Source organism: Croceicoccus sp. Ery15, assembly GCF_020985305.1.
Classification (GTDB): domain Bacteria; phylum Pseudomonadota; class Alphaproteobacteria; order Sphingomonadales; family Sphingomonadaceae; genus Croceicoccus.
In genome coordinates, this window is record NZ_CP087588.1 from 2,701,184 (window position 1) to 2,725,000 (window position 23,817).

The window sequence follows — 23,817 nt, forward strand, 5'->3', positions numbered from 1 at the left end:
TCCGGAGACCGCCTCCCCCCAAGTGATCCGGTATCAATCCGTATAATGCGCCGTCGTCTTGGCTTTCACCTCGTCCGCCGTGACTCCGTCGGCCAGTTCGATCAGCCTGAACGGGCTGTCATGGTCGGGCCGCTGGAACACGCAAAGGTCGGTGATGATCATGTCGACCACGTTCTTGCCCGTCAGCGGCAAGCTGCACGACGGGATGAATTTCGGCGCGCCCGATTTCGAACAATGCTCCATCACCACGATGATCTTCTTGACGCCCGCGACCAGATCCATCGCGCCGCCCATGCCCTTGATCATCTTGCCGGGGATCATCCAGTTGGCGATATCGCCGTTCTCGGCCACTTCCATCGCGCCCAGCACGGTCAGGTCGATATGCCCGCCGCGGATCATGCCGAAACTGGTCGCACTGTCGAAATAGGCGCTGCGGTCCAGCTCGCTGATCGTCTGCTTGCCCGCATTGATCAGATCGGCATCTTCCTCTCCCTCATAGGGAAAGGGACCGATGCCCAGCATGCCGTTTTCCGATTGCAGCGTCACCTCGACACCGGCGGGAATATGATTGGCGACCAGCGTCGGGATGCCGATGCCAAGGTTCACGTAAAATCCGTCTTGCAGTTCCTTTGCCGCGCGGGCGGCCATTTCATCGCGGTTCCAAGCCATTATTGCGGCCTTTCGTAATCTTGTACGGTGTCTAGACCGGTGGTGTTGGTCTCACGCTCCATATCGACGCCTGCCCAGATGCGCCGCAGCGCTTCCTCTTCGCTCATGCCATGGCACTGGGCATAGGCGCGCGCGCCATGGCGGATCGAATCGACCAGCAGCATGCCAAACATCTCGGGCATCTCCAGCCGGTCGGGCTGGATCAGGCAGGTGGCGGGGCCATCGGGTTCCACCCACAGGCGGGCGACTTCCTGCGAATTATTCAGGAAATCCATGCCCACAATGTCGATCGCACCGGCATGGACCGCCGGCTTGCGGCCGAACATCAGGCAGCCTCCCGCGGCCGGGTCGTCACGAATTCGATCTTCTTGTCATAGGGCGCGCCGACGATCATGCGCTGCACGTAAACGCCGGGCAGATGGATGCAATCGGGGTCGAGGCTGCCGGTCGGCACCACTTCCTCTACCTCGACCACGCAGACCTTCCCGCAGGTCGCGGCGGGCACGTTGAAATTGCGCGCGGTCTTGCGGAACACGACATTGCCGCTTTCATCCGCCTTCCACGCCTTCACCAGCGCCAGATCGGCAAAGATCCCGCGTTCGAGGATGTAATCCTCGCCATCGAAGTTCTTCACTTCCTTGCCCTCGGCCACCTGCGTGCCGACGCCGGTCTTGGTATAGAAACCGGGAATGCCCGCACCGCCCGCACGCATGCGTTCGGCCAGGGTGCCTTGCGGGCAGAACTCTACCTCAAGCTCTCCGGCCAGAAACTGGCGTTCGAATTCCTTGTTCTCCCCCACATAGGACGAGATCATTTTCGACACCTGCTTGGTGCGCAGCAGCTTGCCGATGCCTTCATTGTCGATACCGGCATTGTTCGACGCGAACGTCAGGTTCTTGACCCCGCTGTCGCGCACGGCATCCAGCAGCCGTTCGGGAATGCCGCACAGGCCGAAACCGCCGCTGGCAATCAGCAACCCGTCTTTCAGCAATCCGTCCAGCGCGGCAGCGGCATCAGGATAGAGTTTCTTCATATCGCGAAAAGTCCCGTCTCCGTCTTTCGAACCCGACCGGGCCGGTGCGGTCCATGCGATACGCAGGCCACGGCTGGCGGTTTCGTCTTTGTCTTTTCATTGCGGCGCCGCGGCGGGCGCCTGTTCCGGCGAATGGCGGCAGGCGGATGGCCTGCCTGTCGCTATCTTGCGCGGGATGGCCGCGCACCGCAAGCCCGGAACCGTAAAGGGGCGCTGCAACTGTCATAAATTTCAGGGCGGAATCCATATCCGACCGCGCGCCAAAGGGCGGAAAAGCGGTTGATCGTCAGATCGCAGGCGATTCTTCGGCAGCACCCTGTTCGGGGTCGGCCGGTTCGGCCGGTGCTTCAGGCCCTCCATCCGGCTCGATGAGCGACCGGTCCGCGTCCTCGGGCGCAACGCCATCGGGCAAAGCGGCATCGGGCGGGGGCAGCAGGTCCAGTTCCAGCGGCACCAACCCTTCCATGCCCGGATCGATCAGCAATCCGTCCTCGCCGATCATCTCGATCAGGGGCACGTCCTCTTCCTCTGGCGCGATGGGCGCGGCAGGGGGCGGCGTGCGGCGCAGGCGGGCGGTATCGATGGGCAGCTTCGCCTCGCCCAGATCGACGCCGCGCATGAATTCGCGCCAGATGCGCGCGGGCAGGCCCCCACCGCTATTGCCGGGAACGGGCGCATTATCGTCGCGCCCGACCCAGACCGCCGTCACCAGATCGCCCGCAAAACCGATGAACAGCGCGTCGCGCCCTTCCTGCGACGTCCCGGTCTTGCCGAATGTCGGCGTGCGCAGCGCGGCCGCCTTGCCGGTGCCGTTATTGGCCGCATGCCACAACAGATCGAGCATCGGGGCCCATTCTGTCTGCGGGTCCAGCGCGCGCGCGGGGCGTTTGCGACGCCCCTCGATCCCGTGCACCTTTACCGGATAGCGCCCGCCCGCAAAGGCGGCATAGGCGCCAACCATTTCTTTAAGCGTGATGGACGCCGTGCCCAGCGCGATACTGGCATCGTCGGGCAGATCGGTCGTGACGCCCAGATCCTCTGCCGCTATGCGCACGTTTTTCAGCCCTGCGCGGTCGGCCACGCGGATCGCGGCGGTATTGCTGGAAATCGCGAAGGCTTCGCGCAGGCTCATTTCCCCGCGATAGCCGCGATAGCCGTTGCGCGGTTGCCACTGGCCGATGCGCACCGGCGCGTCGGTGATCGTATCGTCAGCGCCCATGCCTTCGCGGATCGCGGCGAAATAATCGAACAGCTTGAAGGTAGAGCCCGGCTGCCGCTCTGCCGTGGTGGCACGGTTGAATGCCTCCGGCGTCCATTCCTTGCCGCCGACCATGGCGACGACGCGCCCGTCGGGCCGGATCGCCAGCAGGGCCACTTGCGACGAGCCCAGCCCCGCCCGCCGCACCGCGCGTTCGGCGCGGGCCTGAATATCGGGCACTAGCGTGGTCTGCACCTCGCCCTTGAAGCTGTCGGGCAAGTCGGCGGCCAGCCAGTCCACGAACCAGCCCGCCTGTTCGACCGGCTTTTCCACCTTGCCGATTTTCAGCCGCGGATCGGCGACGGCCTCTGCCTCTTCCCCGTCGATGAACCCCGCTTCCACCATCGCCGCCAGCACCACGCGCATCCGGTCGGTAGAGGCATTGTAATCCACCGTCGGGGCCAGCCGCGAAGGCGCCTTGACCATGCCCGCCAGCATCGCTGCCTCGCCCAGCGACAGATCTTGCGGAGCCTTGCTGAAATAATGATGCGCCGCCGCCGTCAGCCCCGTCTGCCCTTCTCCAAAATAGCAGTTTTCCAGATAGCGCGAGAGGATCGTGTTCTTGGTCGTCCACCCCTCTACCCAGTCGGCCAGCAGCATTTCCTGAATCTTGCGGGTAAAGGTGCGGTCCTGCGTGAAAAAGGCGTTCTTCACATATTGCTGTGTAATGGTGGACCCGCCCGCCACCACGCCGCCCGCGCGCAGATTATCGAATGTCGCGCGCGCCAGACCGCGAAAATCGACGCCCTTGTGGTCATAGAACCGCCGGACCTCGATCGCCAGAAACGCATGGCGCACATGATCGGGCAGTGCCGATGCGTCGACCTCTGCCACCGGCCTGTCGCCGCGATGGGCCAGCAATGTGCCATCGGCCGCCAGAAAATCGACACCGGCCGGCCCCGGAGGCGCACCAACGCGCCACGGCGGCGCCATCCATGTCTGCCAGCCGACCAGAATCAGCAATGCCGCGCCCAGCGCCAGCACCCCGCGCGGCTGCACCTTCAACCAATCCAGCAGTTTCGCGCCAAGGCGCAGTGCGGGAAAGGGATGGGAATTTGCGGTGCCGGTCATGAAACGCGGGTCAAGCAACGGGGTATTGGCGGGTCATGACACGGGTTTTGAGCAGAATTTGCGAGCCTTGAACAGCGGGGGCAAAAACTTGCGATGAAATGCGTCGGTCAGCAGGGCGTCGCCGCCAGCCGCGCCTTTTCCCCGCGCTCCAGCACGACGGCCAGCACATAGATCGCAAGACCGCATAGTGCGAGCACCGATCCGATAAAGCCCGCCGATGTCAGGCCGTAACCGGCCGCGATGGCCATGCCCGCCAGCCACGGGCCCAGCGCATTGGCAGTGTTGAACGCGCTGTGATGCGCGGCGGCGGCCAGCGTCTGCGCGTCGCCCGCAACATCCATCAGCCGCACCTGCATCACGCTGCCGACGCCGCCGCCCATGCCGATCAGGAAGATGATCACGCCCAGCGCCACCGGATTATGCGCCACGAACGGATAGATCGCCAGCATCACCGCGCTCCACGCCAGCATCGCCATGGCGGTGGTGTCGCGCGCACGATCCGCCGCGCGGGCGCCTGCCAGATTGCCCAAAGTCATGCCCACGCCGAAAATGCCCAGCACCAGCGGCACGGACGCCTCGGACAGGCCGGTCACCTCGATCATGGTAGAGGCGACATAGGTATAGACCGCGAACAGCCCCCCGAAACCGATCGCCCCCGACGCCAGCGTCAGCAGGACCTGCGGACGGCGCAATGCGCCCAATTCGCGCAGCGGGCTGGCCGTGCGGTCGGCAGGCTGGTCGGGCGCCACGGCGCTCAGCGCGTTCCCTACGGCGAACACCGCCATCAGCGCGATCAGCAGCAACTTGCGCCGGAATCGCGCGCCGAACATGGCGATCAGCGGCGCGCCCACCACCACGCCCAGCGCATAGGCGCTGATCGCATGGCCTGCCTCCACCTCGGTAATGCCGAGATCGCGGGCGAAAAAGGGCACAAGGCTCATCGCCGCGAATTCGGCCGTGCCGATGGCGAATGCGCCCATGGCAAGGGCGAACAGCACCCATGCGGGACCGGGGGAGCGTGTGGCGGAGCGGGTCGGGGATTGATCGTTCATGTTGCAGCGCAATATAGTTGGTGCAACCGCGAGCGCCAACGGGGCCGGTAAGCGATAAAATCGATCTGCATGCGCGGAAAAGCCACTTCAAATTTGCAGGAATGCAGGGGGGGCGAACACCGGCATCGGGTCGCAACATTCGCAAAACTAGGGTCAGCCCTTATGGGCAATCACAGGGTTTTCCGTGATTTCTGATGCAAGATGGCGGCAGGCTAGGGGCCGTCCGTGGCAATCAATGGAAAGGGCGTCTGATGAAAACTCTCTATCGCGGCATCATGGCTTCGATCGCGCTGGCATCGCTGGCTGCATGTTCGACCACTCCCAAACCGAGCTTCAGCACCGAGGCGGCGCCCGATATCAATCTGGCCGGTTACACCACCTATAGCTGGGCCTTCCCCAAGCGCGGCGGCGGCAATCCGTTCGTCTACGAACGCGTCCAGAACGCGATGGACGCCAGTCTTGCGCAGGCCGGTTACAAGCTTGTCGCAGAGGGGCAGGGCGACATGGAACTGGCCTTTACCCTTGGCGCACGCGACAAGGTGGACGTGACCAACTGGGGTCCGGTCGGCCCGTATTACCCCGGTTATGGCATGAACTACCGCTATGGCTGGGCCTATCAGTATAATCAGGTCGATGTGCGCAATGTGACCGAAGGGTCGATGGCGCTGGACGTGTTCGATGCAAAGTCCAACCGCCCGATCTGGCACGGCGTCGCATCGGCCCGCATCGGTTCGACCGACAGCCCCAGCGACGCGCTAATCCAGTCGGCGGTGCAGGGTCTGGTCGACCGGTTTTCCACCGCCAGCGGCAAGTAAGGAAAGGGGGCGGATTTCGGTTCGCCCCCCTTCCGTCATCCGGCCGTCAGCTTTCGCTCCAGCTTCCGCCCAATGCGCGGAACAGATCGACCTCTGCAAAGGCCACCGAACGCGTCGCCGCAGCATATTGCGCGTCGGACTGGGCCAGTGTCCGCTGCGCATCCAGCGCATCCAGCGCGTCGATCTGGCCGCGGCTCTGGCGCGCAAGGCTGACATCGGCGGCGCGGCGTGCCGCATCGCGCGACGCTTGCAACCGCTCCTTGCGCAGCAGCGCGTTGCGATAGGCTGACAGCGCGGTCTCGGTCTCTTCCAATGCGCGCAGAACGGTGCCGTCGAACAGCGCCAGATCGGCACTGGCATCGGCGCGGCTTTGTTCGATGCGCGACCGCACCGCTTCCTGATTGGGAAAGGCCCATGACAGCATCGGGCCGACCAGCCAGCCCAGCGGACCCGATCCCAGCACGGCCGTATCGCCCACCGAATTGGTGCTGACCGCCCCGCCCAGTGTGATGCGCGGATAAAGATCCGCCGTCGCCACGCCGATGCGCGCCGTATCGGCCGCCAGCCGCCGTTCCGCCGCCTTTACGTCGGGGCGGCGCGCCAGCAGGATCTGGCCGTCGCCTACCGGTATCACTTTCCCCACATCGGGCGTATCGCCCCGTGCCCGCACAGCATCGGGCAAGTCCTGCGGCGCGCGGCCCGTCAATGTCGCCAGCCGGAACAGCGCCGCATCGCGCTGCGCGACCATGGCCGGGATCGATGCGGCCTGTTCTTCGCGCAACTGGGTCAGCCGGATCACGTCGAGCTTTTGATTCAGCCCCCGTTCGAACCGCGCATTGGTGATCCGTTCGGACCGGCTGAGCAAGTCGAGCGAACGCGTCGCAACCGCGATCTGCTCGGCACTGCTGGCGGCATCGACATAGGCCTGCACGATATCGGCCACCACCGTCACGCGCACGGCATCGGCATCCTGCCGCGCGGCTTCGTAATCGGCTTGCGATGCCTCTATCCCGCGTGCCACGCGGCCGAACAGATCGACTTCATAGCCGACCGCGAATTCACCCGCGACACGGCGCCCTTCGCGGTCCATGCCGGGCAACACCTCACCTTCGGACACCCGGCCATAGCTGCCCGACGCGTTCACGCCGGTCTGCGGCAAGGCCTCTGCCCGCGACCCGCGCAGCGATGCCCGCGCGCGTTCGATCCGCGCGATGGCCACGCGCACATCGGTATTGGCGGCCAGCCCGTCGGCGACCAGCCCATCCAGCACCGGATCGTCATACAGCTGCCACCAGTTCGCCACCGGCGCGGCATCGCTGATCCGGTCGCCCTTTGCGCCGATAAAACCGGCCTGGGCCGCGGGGGGCACGGCGGGGGACACATGGTCCGGCCCGACGGTGCAGGCGGTCAGCGCGGTGGCGGCCAGCAACGCCGCCAACGGTTTCGATCTGAAACGCATCGTCACATCTCCTTTCATTCGGCGGGAAGCAGGACGGGATCGGGGCCCTGCGCGTCGCGGGCGGGTCCGTCCTTGCGGCGGCGCAAACGTTCGGCCAGCGTGCGGCACACCACATAGAAGGTCGGGGTGAACAGCAGGCCGAAAACGGTAACGCCGGTCATGCCGAAGAACACCGCCGTGCCCAGCGCCTGCCGCAGTTCCGCGCCTGCCCCGCTGGCGATCACCAGCGGCACGGTGCCAAGGATAAAGGCCAGCGACGTCATCAGGATCGGGCGAAGGCGGGTGCGGGCGGCATAGACCGCCGCATCCACGATGGACAAACCGCGCTCGTCCTCGGCCTGTCTGGCGAATTCGACCACAAGGATCGCATTCTTCGCCGCCAGAGCGATCAGCACCACCAGACCGATCTGCGTCAGGATGTTATTATCCATGCCCCGCAGGTTCACGCCCAGCATGGCCGCGAACAGGCACATGGGCACGATCAGGATGATCGCCAGCGGCAAGGTCAGGCTTTCATATTGCGCGGCCAGCACAAGGAACACGAACAGCACCGCCATGCCGAACACGACACCCGCCGTATTGCCCGCCATGGACTGCTGATACGCGATGCCCGTCCATTCGGTATCGTAACCGGCTGGCAGCGTTTCATCCGCGATCCGCTCCATCGTGCTCAGCGCCTGGCCGGTCGAGAAACCCGGTGCGACGCTGCCATCCACCTCTATCGCGCGCTGCAGATTATAGCGCGTGACGCGATAGGGGCCGGTCACATCCTGAAACGTGGCGACCGAACCGATCGGCACCATGGCACCCGAATCCGACCGCGTTTTCAGATTGGCGATATCCGCCGTCGATCCGCGGAATTGCGCATCGGCCTGTGCCGTCACGCGATAGGTGCGGCCCAGCAGGTTGAAATCGTTGATGAAGGTCGATCCCAGATAGGTCTGCAGCGTCGCGAACACCCGTTCGGGCGCCACGCCCAGCATATCCGCCTTGCGCCGGTCAATATCGGCATGGACGCGCGGGCTGGCCATGTTGAACAGCGTATAGACCTGCTGCAATTCGGGTTGCCGGTTGGCCTGCGCCACCAGTTGCTGGGTCGCCTTGGCCAGCTCGGCATAGCCGCGACCCTCCTTGTCCTCGACGATCATGCGATAGCCGCCGGGCGGCACGATGCCGTTGATGGTGGGCGGCGGGACAAGGATGACGGTGCCCTTGTCGAACCCGGCCATCGCTTCCTGCGCGCTGGCCATGATGTCGGCTTCGGTCACGCCCATCTCTGCGCGGTCCTCGAAACTTTCATAGGGGAAGTAGATCGCGGCGGAATCGGGGGATGCGGTGCGCGACGGGCCGTTGAAACCGGCGAACATCACCGCGCCCTTGATCCCCTTTGTCGGCAGGATGCGCTGCGCCACCTCGCGCGTCGCCTCGTCCGTGCGTGCCAGCGACGATCCGGGCGGCAGGAAGATCGCGGCCATGAAATAGCCCTGATCCTGCTGCGGGATGAAACCGGCAGGGGTGGACCAGAACAGTCCCACGGTCGCCACGATCAGCGCGGCATAGCCTGCCATCATGCGCAGCGGGCGTTTGACCAGCGTAAAGGTCAGCCTTGCATAGGCATGGCTCATCCGCTCGAACCCGCGGTTAAAGCGGTCGCCCGCCTGTTCCAGCATGCGGTTCCAGCGCGGCGCATCGCTGCCCACGCGCTCCCGCTCGCGCAGAAGCACCGCGGCCAGCGCGGGCGACAGGGTCAGCGATACGATCAGCGAGATGACCGTCGCGGTCGCGATCGTCACTGCGAACTGCTTGTAGAACTGGCCCGAGATGCCGTCGATGAACACGGTCGGCACGAACACGGCGCACAGCACCAGCACGATGGCGATCAGCGCGCCCGAAACCTCGTCCATCGAACGGCGCGCGGCGTCCAGCGGTTTCAGGCCTTCCTCGATATAGCGTTCGACGTTTTCGACCACCACGATCGCATCGTCGACCACGATCCCGATGGCGAGCACCAGCCCGAAGAGCGACAGATTATTGAGCGAATAGCCCAAAGCCGCCAGCATCACCGCCGTCCCGACCAGCGACACGGGAATGGCGACGATCGGAATCACCGCCGCGCGCCAGTTCTGCAGAAAGACAAGGATGACTAGGACGACGAGGATCACGGCCTCGAACAGCGTGTCGTATACTGCTTCGATGGACTGGCCGATGAATTCGGTGGGGTTATAGATCACCGAATATTCCAGACCTTCGGGAAAGCTGGCCTGCAGATCGTCCATTTCCGCGCGCACCGCCTTTGCCGCGTCCAGCGCGTTGGAACCGGGACGTTGCAGCACCGCGATCACCACGGTCGGCTTGCCTGACAGATAGGTGTTGAGCGTGTAATCCTGCGCGCCCAGTTCGATTCGGGCGACATCGCGCACGCGCACCTGTCCGCCATCGGCATCGGTGCGGACGATCACATTGCCGAATTCCTCCGGCGTGGACAGGCGGCCCTGAAGCTCGACCCCCACCTGATAGGCGCCCGCTTGCGGGGCGGCCCGGTCATAGGGTGGCTGGCCCAATGCGCCGGCCGACACCTGCACGTTTTGCGCACGCAGGGCCGATACGATTTCGTCGGCGGTCAGGTCGCGCGCGGCGGCCTTGCCCGGATCGATCCAGATCCGCATGCCGTAATCGCGCGCGCCGAAAAGCTGCACATCGCCCACACCGTCCTGCCGTGCCAGACGGTCCTTTACCTGCGTCAGCGCATAGTTCGACAGATAGGACCGGTCATAGGTTCCGTCGGGCGATTGCAGATTGACGACCATCAGAAAGTCGGGGCTGCTCTTTTTGGTGACCACGCCCATCGCGCGCACCGATTCCGGCAGGCGCGGTTCGGCAATCGCCACGCGGTTCTGCACCAGCACTTGCGCGGCATCGAGGTCGGTGCCGATGGCGAATGTCACCGTAATCGTGACCTTGCCGTCGCCGGTGGACTGCGAATCCATATACAGCATGTCGTCGACGCCATTGATCTCCTGCTCGATCGGAGCGGCGACGGTGTCGGCCACGGTTTCCGCCGACGCGCCCGGATATTGGGCGGTCACGGTTACGGTCGGCGGTACGACATCGGGATATTGGGTGACCGGCAGGCCGAGATAGGCGAGCAGGCCGACGACGGTGATCAGCACCGCGATCACGCCCGCAAAGATCGGGCGGTCGATGAAAAAGCGTGAAAAGCGCATGGGGCGATATCCATTTCGGTCCGGCGCGGCTTGGGCGCGCGCCAGACCAGATCGGTTCAGTTGGCCAGCGTTGCCTGCGACGCGACGGGGCCAGCGGGTTGGGCTTGGGTGGTGGCAGCGGCCTGCGGGAACGCGATCTGCCCGCGCTTGGTATCGACCTTCGCGCCGGTCACCGCCATCTGGTAATTCGATATGACGACGCGGTCGTCGGGCGAAAGACCGGCGCGGATCACGCGCAGCCCCTGCACCATGGGGCCAAGTTCGACGGGCTTGGCAACAATCGTGCCACGGCTATCGACCGTCAGCACGATCTTGCGCGCCTGATCCGATTGCACGGCATCGTCGGGCACCAGCAATGCCTTTACCTTGCCGCCATCGGCCAGTCGCATATTGCCGAACATGCCGGGGCGCAGGAAACCGTCGGGATTGCGCAATACCGCGCGCACCCGGATCGTGCCCGAATGCGGATCCAGCCCGTTGTCGGTAAAGTCCAGCGTGCCGTCCCAGCGGTAATCCGCCTCGTCCTGCAGGCGCACCTGAACCCGTGCATCGCCGGTTTCCGCCAAATTGCGCTGCGCTTTCAGGAACAGCGATTCCGAAACGTCGAAGTTGAAATAGATCGGATCGAGCGCGTTGATCGTGGTCAGCAATGTCGCGCCAGCTCCGTTATCGCCCGACACCAGATTGCCGATATCGACCCGCCGGTCCGAAATGCGGCCCGAAATCGGAGCGCGCACGGTCGCGAATTCGACATCGAGCGCGCGCCGGTCGGCGCGTGCGCGCGCGGCATTCAGCGCCGCGCTGGCCGAACGGACGCGGGTTTGCAGCTGTTCGACTTCGCTTGCGGCCATTGCCTCGTCACCCGACAATCCGGCTACGCGGTCGTAGTCGGATCGGGCCAGCGCCAGGGCGCTGCTGGCAGCGGCGACATCGGCGCGGGCTTCTTCCAACGCGGCGCGATAGGGGCGCGGGTCGACGGTGAAGAGCACCTGCCCCTTGCGCACATAATCGCCGTCGCGGAAATGGATCGCGGTCACCGCGCCCGATACGCGCGGGCGCACTTCGACCATCTGGCTTGGCGCGAACTGGCCGATATAATCGTCCCATTCGGTCACTTCCCGCACCAGGGGCTGCGCGGCGGCGACGGGCGGCATGGCGGGAGCCATGGCCTCTGCCGGATTGTCGGACAGGAAATGCCAGCCCAGCCCTGCGATCAGGGCCAGAGTCAGCCCGCCGGCCGCCCATGTGCGCGGGCGCGGTTTGCGAGTGGGGGTGGTTTCGCCCTCACCCTGTTCGCGGACGAAGAAGGTGTCGATCGTGGTCTGCATGTTCATGGCGCGGTCTTTCGGATGCCGGCATTGTCCAGCCGGATGATGTCGAGAATGGCGTCGATCTCGCTGCGGGTCAGTCCGGCGGCGCGGGCCTCACCCAGCGCGCGTGCGGGAAGGGCAATGCCCTGCTGCCAGCCATAGACGGCCACGTGGCGGATGGCCTCCAGACGGGGATTGGCAAAGCTGGGCGAGACAGGCTCGGGACCAAGCAAGATGCGGGCCAGGCGCCCCCGTTCCCTGCGCGGCTTCAACGTCTTGAGGCTGTCCTTGCGCACGATGTCGATCACGCGGCGTTCAAGGCGGTTCAACACCGGTTCCGCCATTTCCGAGCGCGGGGCCTGATAGTCGGGTTCGGTATCGCTAGCCGTTCTTGTGACCGGAACGGCATGGGCGGTATTCAACGGTTCGTAAAAGGACATGGCCTTCGGCTCCTGTCGCGCCGCACGGGGACGCGCGTCTCCGATCCCGAAAGCGCGCGGCCTCGGGCAGGAAATGGGCAATGGGCGCACAAAACCGCCGCCCGAAACGCGCCGGGCGCAGCCTGTCGCCGGAATGTAAAGGACGGGCCCGGCACATGGCCGTGGCCCTGAACCGTCAGCAGATGACGGCGGTCGGAACGGGTCTTGTCATCGAAGCCTCCTGCAAAGGCGCTACGAAAGCTGAACGGCAGCTTTCTGTACCGCGCGGTAAATATTGCGGCGCAGCAGAAAGTCAACCGGCTTTCTGTACCGGCCGGTAATTTTTTTATTGCAGGGGAATTACGCGGGCTGTGGCTCTGCCCAGACGGTCAGCATCATGTCGATGATTGCATTGAGTTCTTCGCGCGTCGCACCGGCCTGCGCCCTCACCTGCATGCCGCCGATCACGGTGGAGATATAATGGACCAAAACCGCCGGTTCGATATGCGGGGGCAGGTCACCCTCGGCCTTGGCTCGTTCGAATCGCGCGATCATGGCCGCTTCCGACGATTTGCGCCGTTCGATGACATGGTCGCGGATCGACGCATCCTCGGCCTTGCTGCCGATCATGCTGATCACGCCCATGCAGCCATGCGGGTCTTGCCCGCCGCAATGGGTTTCGACCGCACCGCGCAGCAGCCGTTCGGCAACGCCGCGCGCCGTCTCGGCCTCCAGCGCCCAGTTGATATAGGCAAGCTTGTCCCGCTCATACAGGTCAAGCGCCTGTTTGAAGAGCGCTTCCTTGTTGCCGAAACAGGCATAGAGGCTGGGCTTGGTAATGCCCATCGCCTCGGTCAGCAGGGCCATGGACGCGCCTTCGTACCCGTGCTGCCAGAACACGGTCAGTGCCGCGCCCAGCGCGCAATCGGGATCGAACTCCCGCGGGCGCCCGCGTGCCTTGGTCTGGGTTTCAGGAGTCTGGGCTTCAGGGCATTTCATACTGACCGGTATATAGTGCCGCCCGCTCCTGAGTCCAGACGGCACCCCCTCAACGCGGTGGCGAATGCGGCTGCGCCCGTGCAGCTGACGATGGACGGGGTATGGACGACAGGCGTATGATCGACCGGCCCGGCCGATTCCATTCAGCCAGCCCCCCAATTCGGGCGCATCTCGCAGTCGATTTCACGCAGCATGTCACGCCGGGTCCACCGTCATCGTTTTCCTCTACACGGCCATTCGGCCGATATTTCAAAGGAACAATGGCCATGAACAGCATCACCACCAAAGACGGCACTTCGATCTATTACAAGGATTGGGGCGACAAGGCCGCTCCGCCTGTCATGTTTCATCACGGTTGGCCGCTTTCGTCGGACGACTGGGACAACCAGATGATGTTTTTCCTGAACAAGGGCTATCGCGTCATCGCTCATGACCGGCGCGGTCATGGCCGGTCGAGCCAGACTTACGCGGGTAACGAGATGGACAGCTATGCCGCCGATGTCGCAGAGCTGGTGGCAGCGCTTGACCTGAAAGGGGCGGTCCATATCGGCCATTCGACCGGCGGCGGAGAGGTTGCCCGATATGTCGCCCGCGCCGATGCGGGTCGGGTGGCAAAAGCCGTGCTGATTGGCGCGGTGCCCCCGATCATGCTGCAAACGCCCGCCAATCCCGAAGGCTTGCCCCGCGAAGTGTTCGACGGTTTCCGGCAGGCGCTGATCGACAATCGCGCGCAATTTTACATCGATGTGCCCACAGGTCCGTTTTATGGCTTTAACCGCGAAGGCGCGACAGTCAGCCAGGGCCTGATCGACAATTGGTGGCGACAAGGGATGATGGGCGGTGCCAAGGCGCAATATGACTGCATCGAGGCGTTCAGCGCGACCGATTTTACCACCGACCTGAAATCGATCGAAGTGCCGGTTCTGGTGCTTCATGGCGAGGATGACCAGATCGTGCCGATCCACGATTCGGCACTCAAGTCGATTAAACTGTTAAAGCATGGCACCCTTAAAACCTATGCCGGACTGCCCCATGGCCTGTGCCAAACCCATGCTGACATCGTGAACGCCGATCTGCTGGCCTTTATCGAAGATTGATCCGGTTTCCCGCGAAGGAGGGCGGGCCTGAACAAGTCTGCCCTTCAAAGCCGCATTTCGATCCCCAATCCGATCTCGCGCGGGTCGGCCGCCGTGCCGAAATCGGCGTCGAACAGATATGTCATGGCGAAATTATCGAACAGATTGCGGGCATAGACGAAGAAGGCCGTCCTGCCGGTGCGGTATTCACCGCGCGCATCGACGAAGGCCGCCGCCTTGATCCGGCGCGACGGCAGGTTGGCATCGCCGCTGAAATAGCCGCTGTGATAGCGGGCCTGCGCCGACAGGCGGATCGCATCGGCGGCGCGCCAGTCCACCGCGCCCGATGCGCTGAACCGGGGCGCGCGCTCGAACGATTGGCCAAGGATCGGATCGTTCGGGCTTAGCGTGCGGACGATCCGCGTTTCCAGCCAGCCCAGCCCGCCGCGCAGGTTCAACCCGCGCGCCGCCTGCCATTCGGCCCCTGCCTCCAGCCCATAGGATTCGGCAGCGGGGGCATTGGAGAATTCGGGCAACAGGATGATGCCGCCATCCGGCAAGCCAAAGGGGACGAGCAATTCGCGCTGGGCATCGGAGATATCGTTGTAGAACAGATTCGCGGTGATCGCGCCCTTCCCGCCGCCAAGCGAGGCGCGGAAAAAGGTTTCGAAGTTCCACAGCCGCTCGGCCCCGAAATCGTCCTGCGCCCTTTGCCACAGGCTCAGGCTGGTGCCGCCGGGGTTATAGGCGCGCTGCACCATCACCCCCGCCGTGACGGCCGCGCCGATATCATAGGCAAGCGACAGCTTGGGCAGCCACGCATCGAACCGGCCGTCATAGTCCAGCACCAATGGCCCCGCCGCACCTTCCCTGCGCTGCCGGTCGGTCTGGTATCGCAGCCCGCCCGTCAGCAACAGGCGCGGCAAAGGCCGCCAGTCCGCCTCGGCAAACAGGCCAAGGCTTTCCTGCCGGTCGCGGAAATCGCCCGTGCCGATGCCCAGTCCGGTAATGTCGATGAACTGGTCCTGCCGCGTCGCCAGCCCGTGCGATCCGGCACGCAGGTCCAGCCGGTCGCTCGCCTGCCAGATCAGGTTCAGCTCTGCCGAATAATCGCGCGTTTGGGCACGCATATTGCCCAGCCCCGGCAGGCCGAACCGGCGCGCCAGCACATCGCCATGCGACAGGATCGCGATCGCGCGCCAGCCGGACCCCGCATCATATTCGGCGCGGGCGGTAATGGAATCGGTGTTGATCCTCATCACGCCGATCATGCGGTTCGGCACGGGCAATTCGCGTTCGGGAAATGGCCGCGCCACCCCTTCGAACTGGGGCGATTGCGACGCATTGTGAACATAGGTTCCGTCGATCCGCAGCCCCGTTTGCGCGGGCTGGAACAGGATTTTTGCGCGCAGCATGCCATAATCGTCGCGGTCGATATCGGCACCGGCAATGCCGTCTGCCATGTCGCTTGCCGCGGTGGCGAAACGCAAATCGCCCGCCAGCCGGAATGCCAGCCGGTCCGCGACGACGGGACCCGACACCGTTGCGGAAACCTGCCGCGTATCGAAACTGCCCGCGATCAGCCGCGCGCGCCCTTCCCAGTCCCACACCGGCTGGGCCGAGGCGACGACGATGGCCCCGGCAATCGCATTGCGCCCGCTGGTGGTGGTTTGCGGGCTGCGGAACACTTCGATCCGGTCGATGTCCCATGCCGGTTCCGAACCCGACACGAATTCGGCATAGCTGGCCGCCCTGCCGTCAAGCTGCAACGTCACCCGCGGGCGCGTGCCGCCCAGAAACGCGAACAGATTGCGCAGCACGCCGGTCGAATCCTGCCCGCGAATGGCGGGCCCCTCCTCTCCCGACCCCAATTGCACATTGGGGATCAGCACCAGCAGATCGTCCAGCCGCGCAGCGCCTGTGGCGTCGATCGCCGTAGCATCGATCACGACCACGCTGGACGGGGTTTCGCGCAGGCTGCGGGTGATGCGCTCGCCAGTGACGACGATCTCTATCGGCGGGGCGGCCTGTTCGCCCCCGTCCGCCGCGACGGGCTGTGCGATGGCGGCTCCGGCCCGCAGGGCAACACAGAACGCGAAAGCAACTCGCCCATATGTCATCGTGACCTCGCAAGGCACATTCTGTTTTGCGGACGATACTGCAATTCCGGCCTATGCAGAACAGGGATTTCGTGGCGGTGCGCCTTACTCTGCCATTGGTCGGCAAACCATCAGCCAATCATCCGCCCTCCATCATTCAGCGCTCGGCCGACCGCGCGCAATATGCCTGCGCCGGACAAAGCCGGTGGAGGAGACAGACCATGTCACGAAATATCCGCGCCATCGCCGCATATGCCGCGATGCCGTCCGCCCTTGCCGTTTGCCTTGCCGGATGCGGGGGCAGCGATAACGGCCCGTCGGGGCGCGATCCGGTTCAGGCCCCCGCGCCCTCTCCCACCCCTGCACCCACACCGGCCCCGACCGCGTCCATCTATCCCGACGCGCCGTTCGGCCTCACCGGCGATCAGGATTTCTTGCTGATCGGCTGGATGTATTCGGGTGAGACGGTGGAGACGGAAGACGGCCCGGTCTATCAGACCAGAGCGGACCCGCTGGCGGCAGACGCCTTCGCCCTGTCATGGTCGATGGCCGAGGGCAGCTATCTCACCACTGCCGGTTCGGTGACCGACGGAGTCCTTTATTACACCTTCCCGGGCAATAATCCCTATGCCTTTAGCGTTGCCCGTCCCGACGGATCGGAAAGCGATCTGGACGTCTCGATCGGCATTGCGCAGGGCGCCCCTGTCGGAAGGATCTACTGGCATCAGCAGATAGAGGGCGGCCACACCACTCTGGGGCAGGCCATGTTCGCAATCGCGGCCAAGGCGGATGCCGTTCCCCGCAGCGGAACCTATAGCTATTCCAACGGCCAGCTTGGCCGTCCGAACCGGCTGGAGTTCGACTTTGCCAAGGGAGAGATCACCGGCACCGTTACCGTCGAATATAATGACGGCTGGTATTATACCCTGCCCGTCCAGTATGAAATCGAACCGGCAAGGATCGAAGCGGGACAAACCGGTTTCACAGCCCGTTTCGCCATTCCCGATGCGCCCGAAGGCTTCGACAAATATGGCGAGATTACGGGCGTTTTCGTGGGGTCCGATGCAAAAACAATCGCCTATTCGCTGAAAAGCCCCGCCCATAATGCCGAATGGGAGTGGTGGGTCATGGATTACACGGTCGGCATGCTGCAACGCAATTGACCGGCCATGGCCAACGCATCCGTGCCTAGATCATGGCCAGAAAATCGGGCCGGACACCGCGGATGTTCCAGTAATCGGCCAGCCCCATGTCGCGCGTCAACGGCATAAAGCGCGGATCGCGCCACATGGGCGCCGCGAGGGGGGTGAACAGCATATTCGTCTTGCGGCGGCGCTGGTCGGGCACCACGGGCTGTCCCGGCCGCCACTGCATCGCGGCGATAACGGGCCCGCGTTCCAGGTAATAGGCATCGGCTAGCGCGAAGGCCCGATCGGTTGCACCCATCAGGTTCAGCAGCATCATCGCATTGACCACGCCCGCGACATTCCGGCTGACCCCGCCCATCAGGCCTGTGGCGGCAGCCTCGATCGCGGCGGGATCGTGCGATTGCGCCGCGACCAGCGCCGCGCGGATGCCCATGAACATCGGGGCAGGCAATGGCGGACGCGCCGCTTTGTCGTCGACCTGCGCCAGCGCGCGGTCGATCCGCCCCGTGCCGCACAGCAGCCACAGCCGCGCGAACCATAAGCCCGGTTGCGCGGGCCACATTTCCAGCCCGCGCGCCGCCACGCGGTCTGCCTCGGCAATGCGGTCCAGAAACCAGAGCGCATAGACCAGCCGGAATTGCAGATTGGCATCCAGCGGCGCGCGGTCGGTAAAGGCCAACCTGTATTCGGCGCTTTCGCGCATGCGGCCCACCGCGCCCAACAGGAACGAACGTGCATCGCGGGCATAGATATCATCGGCATGGCGCGCGATCACCGCGTCGAAACGGCGCTCTGCGGCATACCAGTCCCCGTAATAGGGAATGGCGATGGCCAGCGCCGCGCTGGCGTCGGCATTGTCGGGATCGAGCTTAAGCGCCCGTTCCGCCGCATCATTGATCGCCGCGACCGGCCCGGCGCTGGCATCGGCGACATGCTCGCTCAACCGTGCGCGCGTCAGGGCCAGCAGGCCCCATGCATCGGCGCGTTCGGGATCGGCGGCGACCGCCTGTTCCAGCAGCGCGACGGCACGCCTTTCCTGCGCCGCATCGCCCGTTCGCAGCGCGATGCGGCTGTCCTCCATCATCCGCGTGACCGCATCGGTGCCGGTGGATCGTCGTGCAGCCACCCATACGGCCAGCCCCGCCGCCGCAATTGCCGCCGTGCCGGTAACGACGGTCCGGCGCGACAGGGTGCTGGCGGCCGGTTCGGGCGCGACCGCGGCTTCCACGGGCCGGGCCTGTTTGGCGGGCGTGCTGCCGGCATCCAGCCTGAAACCGATGCGCGGAATGGTTTGAACCTCGAAATCCGCGCCGGTCGTGCGGATGATGCGGCGCACTTCCTTGATCGCGCGATTGATCGAATCGTCCCCGACGATCATCCCTTTCCAGCAATCGTGGATCAGATCGTCACGCGTGACCACGCTGCCGCCCGCATCGGCCAGAGTGACCAGAACCTGCATCACACGCGGTTCGGCAGTGGAGCTGCCAGACGGCCCCTCGATCGTGCGGACAGACGGGCGGACCCTTGCATTGCCAAGGACGAAATCCGCGCGGCGGGCAAGGTAATGCGTATCGCGCCGGTCGATCAGCGGGCGCGCTGATCCGCTCTCCAACCCGAAACCATCCGGAAACGATCTGCTTTCGTTCATTAACTTCGCCGCCTCGCTGACCCGGCAATCGACAGGCGCGGACGTTGCCCCGCAGGCCGATATACCAAGTTTCGGGCGCGAATACACGCGGGAACGACGGGCCGCGCATTTGCCAAAGGGGCGGCCGAATTCGCTGCGCCCACGGCACATTTGAAGAAACCGATCATGTCAGATTCCATGCATATTTCGGCCCGTTGCGCCGCATTCGGTGCCGCAGTCGCCCTTGCTGTGCTTGCCATTCCGGCGGCGGCCGATCCGACGTCCGAATGCAATGCGGGCACAGGCGGTGACAGCACCGAATGCGGCACCGGCGCGCAAGCGAACGGCGATCGGGCCATGGCGACCGGAAACGCCGCCGTGGCATCGGGCGAAGCTGCATTGGCCATTGGTGCAGCTGCGGAGGCAAGCGGCTTGCACGCCAGCGCCGTGGGCACCGATGCCGCCGCGACCGGGACCGGCGCGCAGGCATTCGGCTATCAGGCGTAGGCATCGGGGCTGTTCACGCTTGGCGCGGGGCATCAGGTCGTTGCCAGCGGGCAGAACGCCACCGCCGTCGGCCCGCTTTCGCAGGCGACCGGCATGGGGGGCAGCGCCTTTGGCAATGGCGCGGTCGCCAGCCAGATGGGGACCGCCGCCATCGGCGTGCGTTCGGCAGCCAGTGCCGCAAACGGAACGGGGCTGGGCGCGCTGGCGACGGCATCGGGCGTGGGGGCGACGGCCATCGGCGCACGCGCCGTCGTGGGCTTCGACGGTTCGACCGCAATCGGCGTCGGGGCAGCGACGCTGGCCGCCAATGAAGTCGCGCTGGGCGGCACCGGCGGATCGGTGCGGATCGGTGACATCGCAGCCAGCGCGGCCGCGCAAAGCGGTGTTGTCGCAGTCGCCACCGTCGACGCATCCGGCACGCTGGGACAGGATAATACCGCGATTATGCCCGCCATCGCCGCCCTGCAGGGCGCGTCGGGGGCGTAATCCACCCTCCTCGCCACGCAGCGCAGTGGCCATAGCGGTGGTGCAGTTGCTGATCTCGCGGATTGCGATCTATCGGGAAGAGGACGTTCTCGAAGCCGAGATCGAACTCGACCCGGCACATGTGGTGAGCCTGGCGGCCACGGTGGCGCCGGTGCATGAGGTTGGTGTTTTGAGGTGTTTTATGGTGTTGGTTGCGGGGGTTGGATTTGAACCAACGACCTTCAGGTTATGAGCCTGACGAGCTACCGGACTGCTCCACCCCGCGTCACCATTGCTGCTGGTTGCAGCGTAGAGACTAAAAAGCCGCCGCTCGGTTGTACAGGCAGCGGCTTTTTGGTGTTTGTGAATGGGTTTTAGCTGATGACGTCGGCTGCAATGCCTGGCGACGACCTACTCTTCCAATGCTTAGGCATTAGTACCATCGGCGCAGTCTGGTTTCACGGCCGAGTTCGAGATGGGATCGGGTGGGTCACAGACGCCATGGTCACCAAGCAATGAAGCCGGCGTATCAGCGGTTTTAAATCGATGCGCACCCTGGTGGGTGAAGATATATCTGGATGAGGATCGTCCTCATCAAGGACATGCCAGGATCTGGCAGGACTGTCATTGATGATGTGGAATTCTCAAGCGCGAACAGAACTATTAGGACCGGTTAGCTCCATGCGTTACCGCACTTCCACACCCGGCCTATCAACGTCGTGGTCTACGACGGTTCGAAGATACCTAATCTTAAGGGAGGCTTCCCGCTTAGATGCTTTCAGCGGTTATCCCGTCCATACATAGCTACCCTGCGGCACCCTTGGCAGGATGACAGGTACACCAGAGGTATGTTCACCCCGGTCCTCTCGTACTAGGGGCAACTCCTTTCAAGTATCGACGCCCACGGCAGATAGGGACCAAACTGTCTCGCGACGTTCTGAACCCAGCTCACGTACCACTTTAATTGGCGAACAGCCAAACCCTTGGGACCTGCTCCAGCCCCAGGATGTGATGAGCCGACATCGAGGTGCCAAACGATTCCGTCGATATGAGCTCTTGGGAATCATCAGCCTGTTATCCCCGGCGTACCTTTTATCCGTTGAGCGATGGCCCTTCCACGAGGGACCACCGGATCACTATGACCGACTTTCGTCTCTGCTCGACTCGTCAGTCTCGCAGTCAGGCAGGCTTATGCCATTGCACTCTTGCAGCCGGTTTCCAACCGGCCTGAGCCTACCATCGCGCGCCTCCGTTACTCTTTAGGAGGCGACCGCCCCAGTCAAACTACCCGCCACAGAGGGTCCCTACGCCGGCTAACGGCGCGAGGTTAGACATCAGAAAACAGCAGGGTGGTATTTCACCTATGGCTCCACGTCAGCTGGCGCCAACGTTTCAAAGCCTCCCACCTATGCTACACAACTCTTTCCTAATGCCACTCTGAAGCTGCAGTAAAGGTGCACGGGGTCTTTCCGTCTAACCGCGGGTACTCCGCATCTTCACGGAGAATTCAATTTCGCTGAGCATATCCTGGAGACAGTGGGGAAGTCGTTACGCCATTCGTGCAGGTCGGAACTTACCCGACAAGGAATTTCGCTACCTTAGGACCGTTATAGTTACGGCCGCCGTTTACTCGGGCTTCAATTCGGAGCTTGCACTCCTCCTCTTAACCTTCGAGCACCGGGCAGGCGTCAGACCCTATACGTCGTCTTGAAGCCGACTTAGCAGAGTCCTGTGTTTTTGCTAAACAGTCGCTACCCCCTGGCCTGTGCCCCCTCCTACTGCTTGCGCAGAAAGAGGGCCTCCTTCTTCCGAAGGTACGGAGGCAATTTGCCGAGTTCCTTCAGGATACTTCTCTCAAGCGCCTTGGTATACTCTACCTGACCACCTGTGTCGGTTTCGGGTACGGTCTATACGGAGAGGCTATTTCCTGGGACCACTTGGCTGCCCTTCCAATCCGATAAGGAAGAACAACGTCCGCAATCCGTCACACATCTCCAGGCCCACGAATATTAACGTGGTTCCCATCGACTACCCCCTTCGGGCTCGTCTTAGGGGCCGGCTCACCCTGCGCTGATTAGCATTGCGCAGGAACCCTTGGTCTTTCGGCGAGAGGGCATCTCACCCTCTTTGTCGCTACTCATGTCAGCATTCGCACTTCCGATACGTCCACGGTCGGTTACCCTCCCGCTTCACTCGCTTACGGAACGCTCCGCTACCGCTCGTAGTAAACTACGAACCCTAAGCTTCGGTGCATCACTTTAGCCCCGTTACATCTTCGCCGCAGGAACCCTTGTTTAGACCAGTGAGCTGTTACGCTTTCTTTAAAGGATGGCTGCTTCTAAGCCAACCTCCTGGTTGTTTTGGGATTCCCACATGCTTTCCCACTTAGTGATGACTTGGGGACCTTAGCTGTAGGTTAGGGCTGTTTCCCTTTTGACGACGGACCTTAGCACCCGCCGTCTGTCTGCCGGACTAGACTCGATGGTATTCGGAGTTTGGTTAGGTTTGGTACAGCTCGCGCCGCCCTAGCCCATCCAGTGCTCTACCCCCATCGGCAATCATCCGACGCTCTACCTCAATAGATTTCGCGGAGAACCAGCTATTTCCCGGCTTGATTGGCCTTTCACCCCTAAACACAACTCATCCGAGAATTTTTCAACATTCACCGGTTCGGTCCTCCAGTGCGTGTTACCGCACCTTCAACCTGGTCATGCATAGATCGCCGGGTTTCGGGTCTAATACACCATACTCTGTCGCCCTGTTCAGACTCGCTTTCGCTGCGCCTACACCTATCGGCTTAAGCTTGCATGGTACATTAAGTCACTGACCCATTATGCAAGAGGTACGCTGTCACTCCCTATGGAGCTCCAACTGCTTGTAAGCATTCGGTTTCAGGTACTGTTTCACTCCCCTAATCGGGGTGCTTTTCACCTTTCCCTCACGGTACTAGTTCGCTATCGGTCATGTACGAGTATTTAGGCTTGGAGGGTGGTCCCCCCATGTTCAGACAGGATTTCACGTGTCCCGCCCTACTCAAGTCTCACATCCTCATTTTCGCATACGGGGCTGTCACCCGCTATGGCCACTCTTTCCAAAGTGTTCTGCTAGTTTAGATGTAAGCACTGGCCTGGTCCGCGTTCGCTCGCCACTACTAACGGAATCTCGGTTGATGTCTTTTCCTCCAGGTACTGAGATGTTTCAGTTCCCCGGGTTCGCTTCACCAAGCCTATTTTATTCAGCTTGGGATACCTTATCCACCTCACTCAAATCACGGTAAACCGTAACCTGAGAGAAATGGTGAAGGTGGGTTTCCCCATTCGGAAATCGCCGGATCAAAGTTTGCTCACAACTCCCCGACGCTTATCGCAGCGTGCCACGTCCTTCATCGCCTGTACATGCCAAGGCATCCACCAAATGCTCTTACCTCACGCTTGAGAATCCACACCATCAACAACAGGCCTGCATAACGCCTGTGTCGTCTATAGGTGCGGACGATATCTCAGCCAGATAATCAATTTTGATTGATCTTGTGATGATATCATGATGACGCAAGTTTCCCTACGCTTCTCACGATACCGCCACGGCA

Annotated in this window: 18 protein-coding genes, 1 tRNA gene and 2 rRNA genes; 6 read left to right on the plus strand and 15 right to left on the minus strand. The window is 63.2% G+C overall.

Features of this window, described 5'->3' with window-relative positions:
* Window positions 1-33: 33 nt before the first annotated feature.
* The 5 genes from LOZ77_RS13225 to LOZ77_RS13245 all read right to left on the minus strand — a co-directional run bounded on the left by LOZ77_RS13225 (window position 34) and on the right by LOZ77_RS13245 (window position 5,083).
* On the minus strand, window positions 34-669 hold the full coding sequence (locus LOZ77_RS13225) for a CoA transferase subunit B (RefSeq protein WP_230279475.1): 636 nt from the start codon (window positions 667-669) through the stop codon (window positions 34-36).
* Window positions 669-995 carry a DUF5076 domain-containing protein gene (locus LOZ77_RS13230; protein ID WP_230279476.1) on the minus strand — a complete coding sequence of 109 codons (327 nt, stop codon included), beginning with the start codon at window positions 993-995 and terminating at the stop codon, window positions 669-671. Before LOZ77_RS13230 ends, LOZ77_RS13225 begins: the two co-directional genes overlap by 1 nt.
* Entirely contained in the window at window positions 995-1,702 is a 708-nt protein-coding gene (locus LOZ77_RS13235) for a CoA transferase subunit A (protein WP_230279477.1), read from the minus strand. The genes LOZ77_RS13230 and LOZ77_RS13235 overlap by 1 nt, the downstream gene beginning before the upstream one ends.
* Window positions 1,703-1,988: 286 nt before the next feature.
* A complete protein-coding gene (locus LOZ77_RS13240; protein WP_230279478.1) occupies window positions 1,989-4,031 on the minus strand; it encodes a transglycosylase domain-containing protein in 2,043 nt (680 codons plus the stop codon).
* A gap of 107 nt (window positions 4,032-4,138) precedes the next feature.
* On the minus strand, window positions 4,139-5,083 hold the full coding sequence (locus LOZ77_RS13245) for an MFS transporter (RefSeq protein WP_230279479.1): 945 nt from the start codon (window positions 5,081-5,083) through the stop codon (window positions 4,139-4,141).
* Between the two features lie 251 nt (window positions 5,084-5,334).
* Here LOZ77_RS13245 and LOZ77_RS13250 point away from each other — a divergent pair, with 251 nt between their 5' ends.
* Window positions 5,335-5,898 carry a DUF4136 domain-containing protein gene (locus LOZ77_RS13250; protein ID WP_230279480.1) on the plus strand — a complete coding sequence of 188 codons (564 nt, stop codon included), beginning with the start codon at window positions 5,335-5,337 and terminating at the stop codon, window positions 5,896-5,898.
* A gap of 46 nt (window positions 5,899-5,944) precedes the next feature.
* Here LOZ77_RS13250 and LOZ77_RS13255 read toward each other — a convergent pair whose 3' ends face one another.
* From LOZ77_RS13255 to LOZ77_RS13270, 4 genes are read right to left on the minus strand one after another with little or no spacing between them, the layout of a single operon-like run.
* Window positions 5,945-7,357 (minus strand): efflux transporter outer membrane subunit, encoded by a 1,413-nt coding sequence (locus LOZ77_RS13255; protein ID WP_230279481.1) that lies wholly within the window; start codon window positions 7,355-7,357, stop codon window positions 5,945-5,947.
* 14 nt (window positions 7,358-7,371) lie between these two features.
* Complete coding sequence (locus tag LOZ77_RS13260; protein WP_230279482.1) at window positions 7,372-10,581, minus strand: efflux RND transporter permease subunit; 3,210 nt, start codon at window positions 10,579-10,581, stop codon at window positions 7,372-7,374.
* Between the two features lie 56 nt (window positions 10,582-10,637).
* Window positions 10,638-11,915, minus strand: coding sequence for an efflux RND transporter periplasmic adaptor subunit (locus tag LOZ77_RS13265; RefSeq protein ID WP_370638010.1), 1,278 nt, complete (start codon window positions 11,913-11,915; stop codon window positions 10,638-10,640).
* Window positions 11,912-12,331 (minus strand): hypothetical protein, encoded by a 420-nt coding sequence (locus LOZ77_RS13270; protein ID WP_230279483.1) that lies wholly within the window; start codon window positions 12,329-12,331, stop codon window positions 11,912-11,914. Before LOZ77_RS13270 ends, LOZ77_RS13265 begins: the two co-directional genes overlap by 4 nt.
* A gap of 80 nt (window positions 12,332-12,411) precedes the next feature.
* Here LOZ77_RS13270 and LOZ77_RS13275 point away from each other — a divergent pair, with 80 nt between their 5' ends.
* Window positions 12,412-12,651 carry a hypothetical protein gene (locus LOZ77_RS13275; RefSeq protein ID WP_230279484.1) on the plus strand — a complete coding sequence of 80 codons (240 nt, stop codon included), beginning with the start codon at window positions 12,412-12,414 and terminating at the stop codon, window positions 12,649-12,651.
* Window positions 12,652-12,670: 19 nt separating this feature from the next.
* On the opposite strand, the gene LOZ77_RS13280 is transcribed toward LOZ77_RS13275, so the two are convergent.
* The gene (locus tag LOZ77_RS13280; protein ID WP_230279485.1) at window positions 12,671-13,309 is read right to left on the minus strand and encodes a TetR/AcrR family transcriptional regulator; all 639 of its coding nucleotides are present in this window, start codon (window positions 13,307-13,309) and stop codon (window positions 12,671-12,673) included.
* 266 nt (window positions 13,310-13,575) lie between these two features.
* Between LOZ77_RS13280 and LOZ77_RS13285 the strand changes: the two genes are divergently transcribed.
* The gene (locus LOZ77_RS13285; protein ID WP_230279486.1) at window positions 13,576-14,406 is read left to right on the plus strand and encodes an alpha/beta fold hydrolase; all 831 of its coding nucleotides are present in this window, start codon (window positions 13,576-13,578) and stop codon (window positions 14,404-14,406) included.
* Between the two features lie 44 nt (window positions 14,407-14,450).
* Here LOZ77_RS13285 and LOZ77_RS13290 read toward each other — a convergent pair whose 3' ends face one another.
* Window positions 14,451-16,505: a TonB-dependent receptor gene (locus LOZ77_RS13290; RefSeq protein ID WP_230279487.1), complete on the minus strand. Its 2,055-nt coding sequence runs from the start codon at window positions 16,503-16,505 to the stop codon at window positions 14,451-14,453.
* Between the two features lie 200 nt (window positions 16,506-16,705).
* On the opposite strand from LOZ77_RS13290, the gene LOZ77_RS13295 reads away from it, so the two are divergent.
* Window positions 16,706-17,647 (plus strand): hypothetical protein, encoded by a 942-nt coding sequence (locus LOZ77_RS13295; protein WP_230279488.1) that lies wholly within the window; start codon window positions 16,706-16,708, stop codon window positions 17,645-17,647.
* Between the two features lie 25 nt (window positions 17,648-17,672).
* On the opposite strand, the gene LOZ77_RS13300 is transcribed toward LOZ77_RS13295, so the two are convergent.
* Entirely contained in the window at window positions 17,673-19,280 is a 1,608-nt protein-coding gene (locus tag LOZ77_RS13300; RefSeq protein ID WP_230279489.1) for a winged helix-turn-helix domain-containing protein, read from the minus strand.
* 177 nt (window positions 19,281-19,457) lie between these two features.
* Here LOZ77_RS13300 and LOZ77_RS13305 point away from each other — a divergent pair, with 177 nt between their 5' ends.
* Window positions 19,458-19,766, plus strand: a complete 309-nt coding sequence (locus tag LOZ77_RS13305) for a hypothetical protein (protein ID WP_230279490.1) — start codon at window positions 19,458-19,460, stop codon at window positions 19,764-19,766.
* 9 nt (window positions 19,767-19,775) lie between these two features.
* Window positions 19,776-20,252, plus strand: coding sequence for a hypothetical protein (locus LOZ77_RS13310; RefSeq protein ID WP_255671277.1), 477 nt, complete (start codon window positions 19,776-19,778; stop codon window positions 20,250-20,252).
* A 188-nt stretch (window positions 20,253-20,440) separates the two neighbouring features.
* On the opposite strand, the gene LOZ77_RS13315 is transcribed toward LOZ77_RS13310, so the two are convergent.
* The 3 genes from LOZ77_RS13315 to LOZ77_RS13325 all read right to left on the minus strand — a co-directional run bounded on the left by LOZ77_RS13315 (window position 20,441) and on the right by LOZ77_RS13325 (window position 23,665).
* A tRNA-Met gene (locus LOZ77_RS13315) sits at window positions 20,441-20,517 on the minus strand.
* A gap of 112 nt (window positions 20,518-20,629) precedes the next feature.
* Window positions 20,630-20,744: ribosomal RNA gene (gene rrf, locus LOZ77_RS13320) — 5S ribosomal RNA — on the minus strand.
* A 130-nt stretch (window positions 20,745-20,874) separates the two neighbouring features.
* Window positions 20,875-23,665, minus strand: a 23S ribosomal RNA gene (locus tag LOZ77_RS13325).
* Window positions 23,666-23,817: the final 152 nt, after the last annotated feature.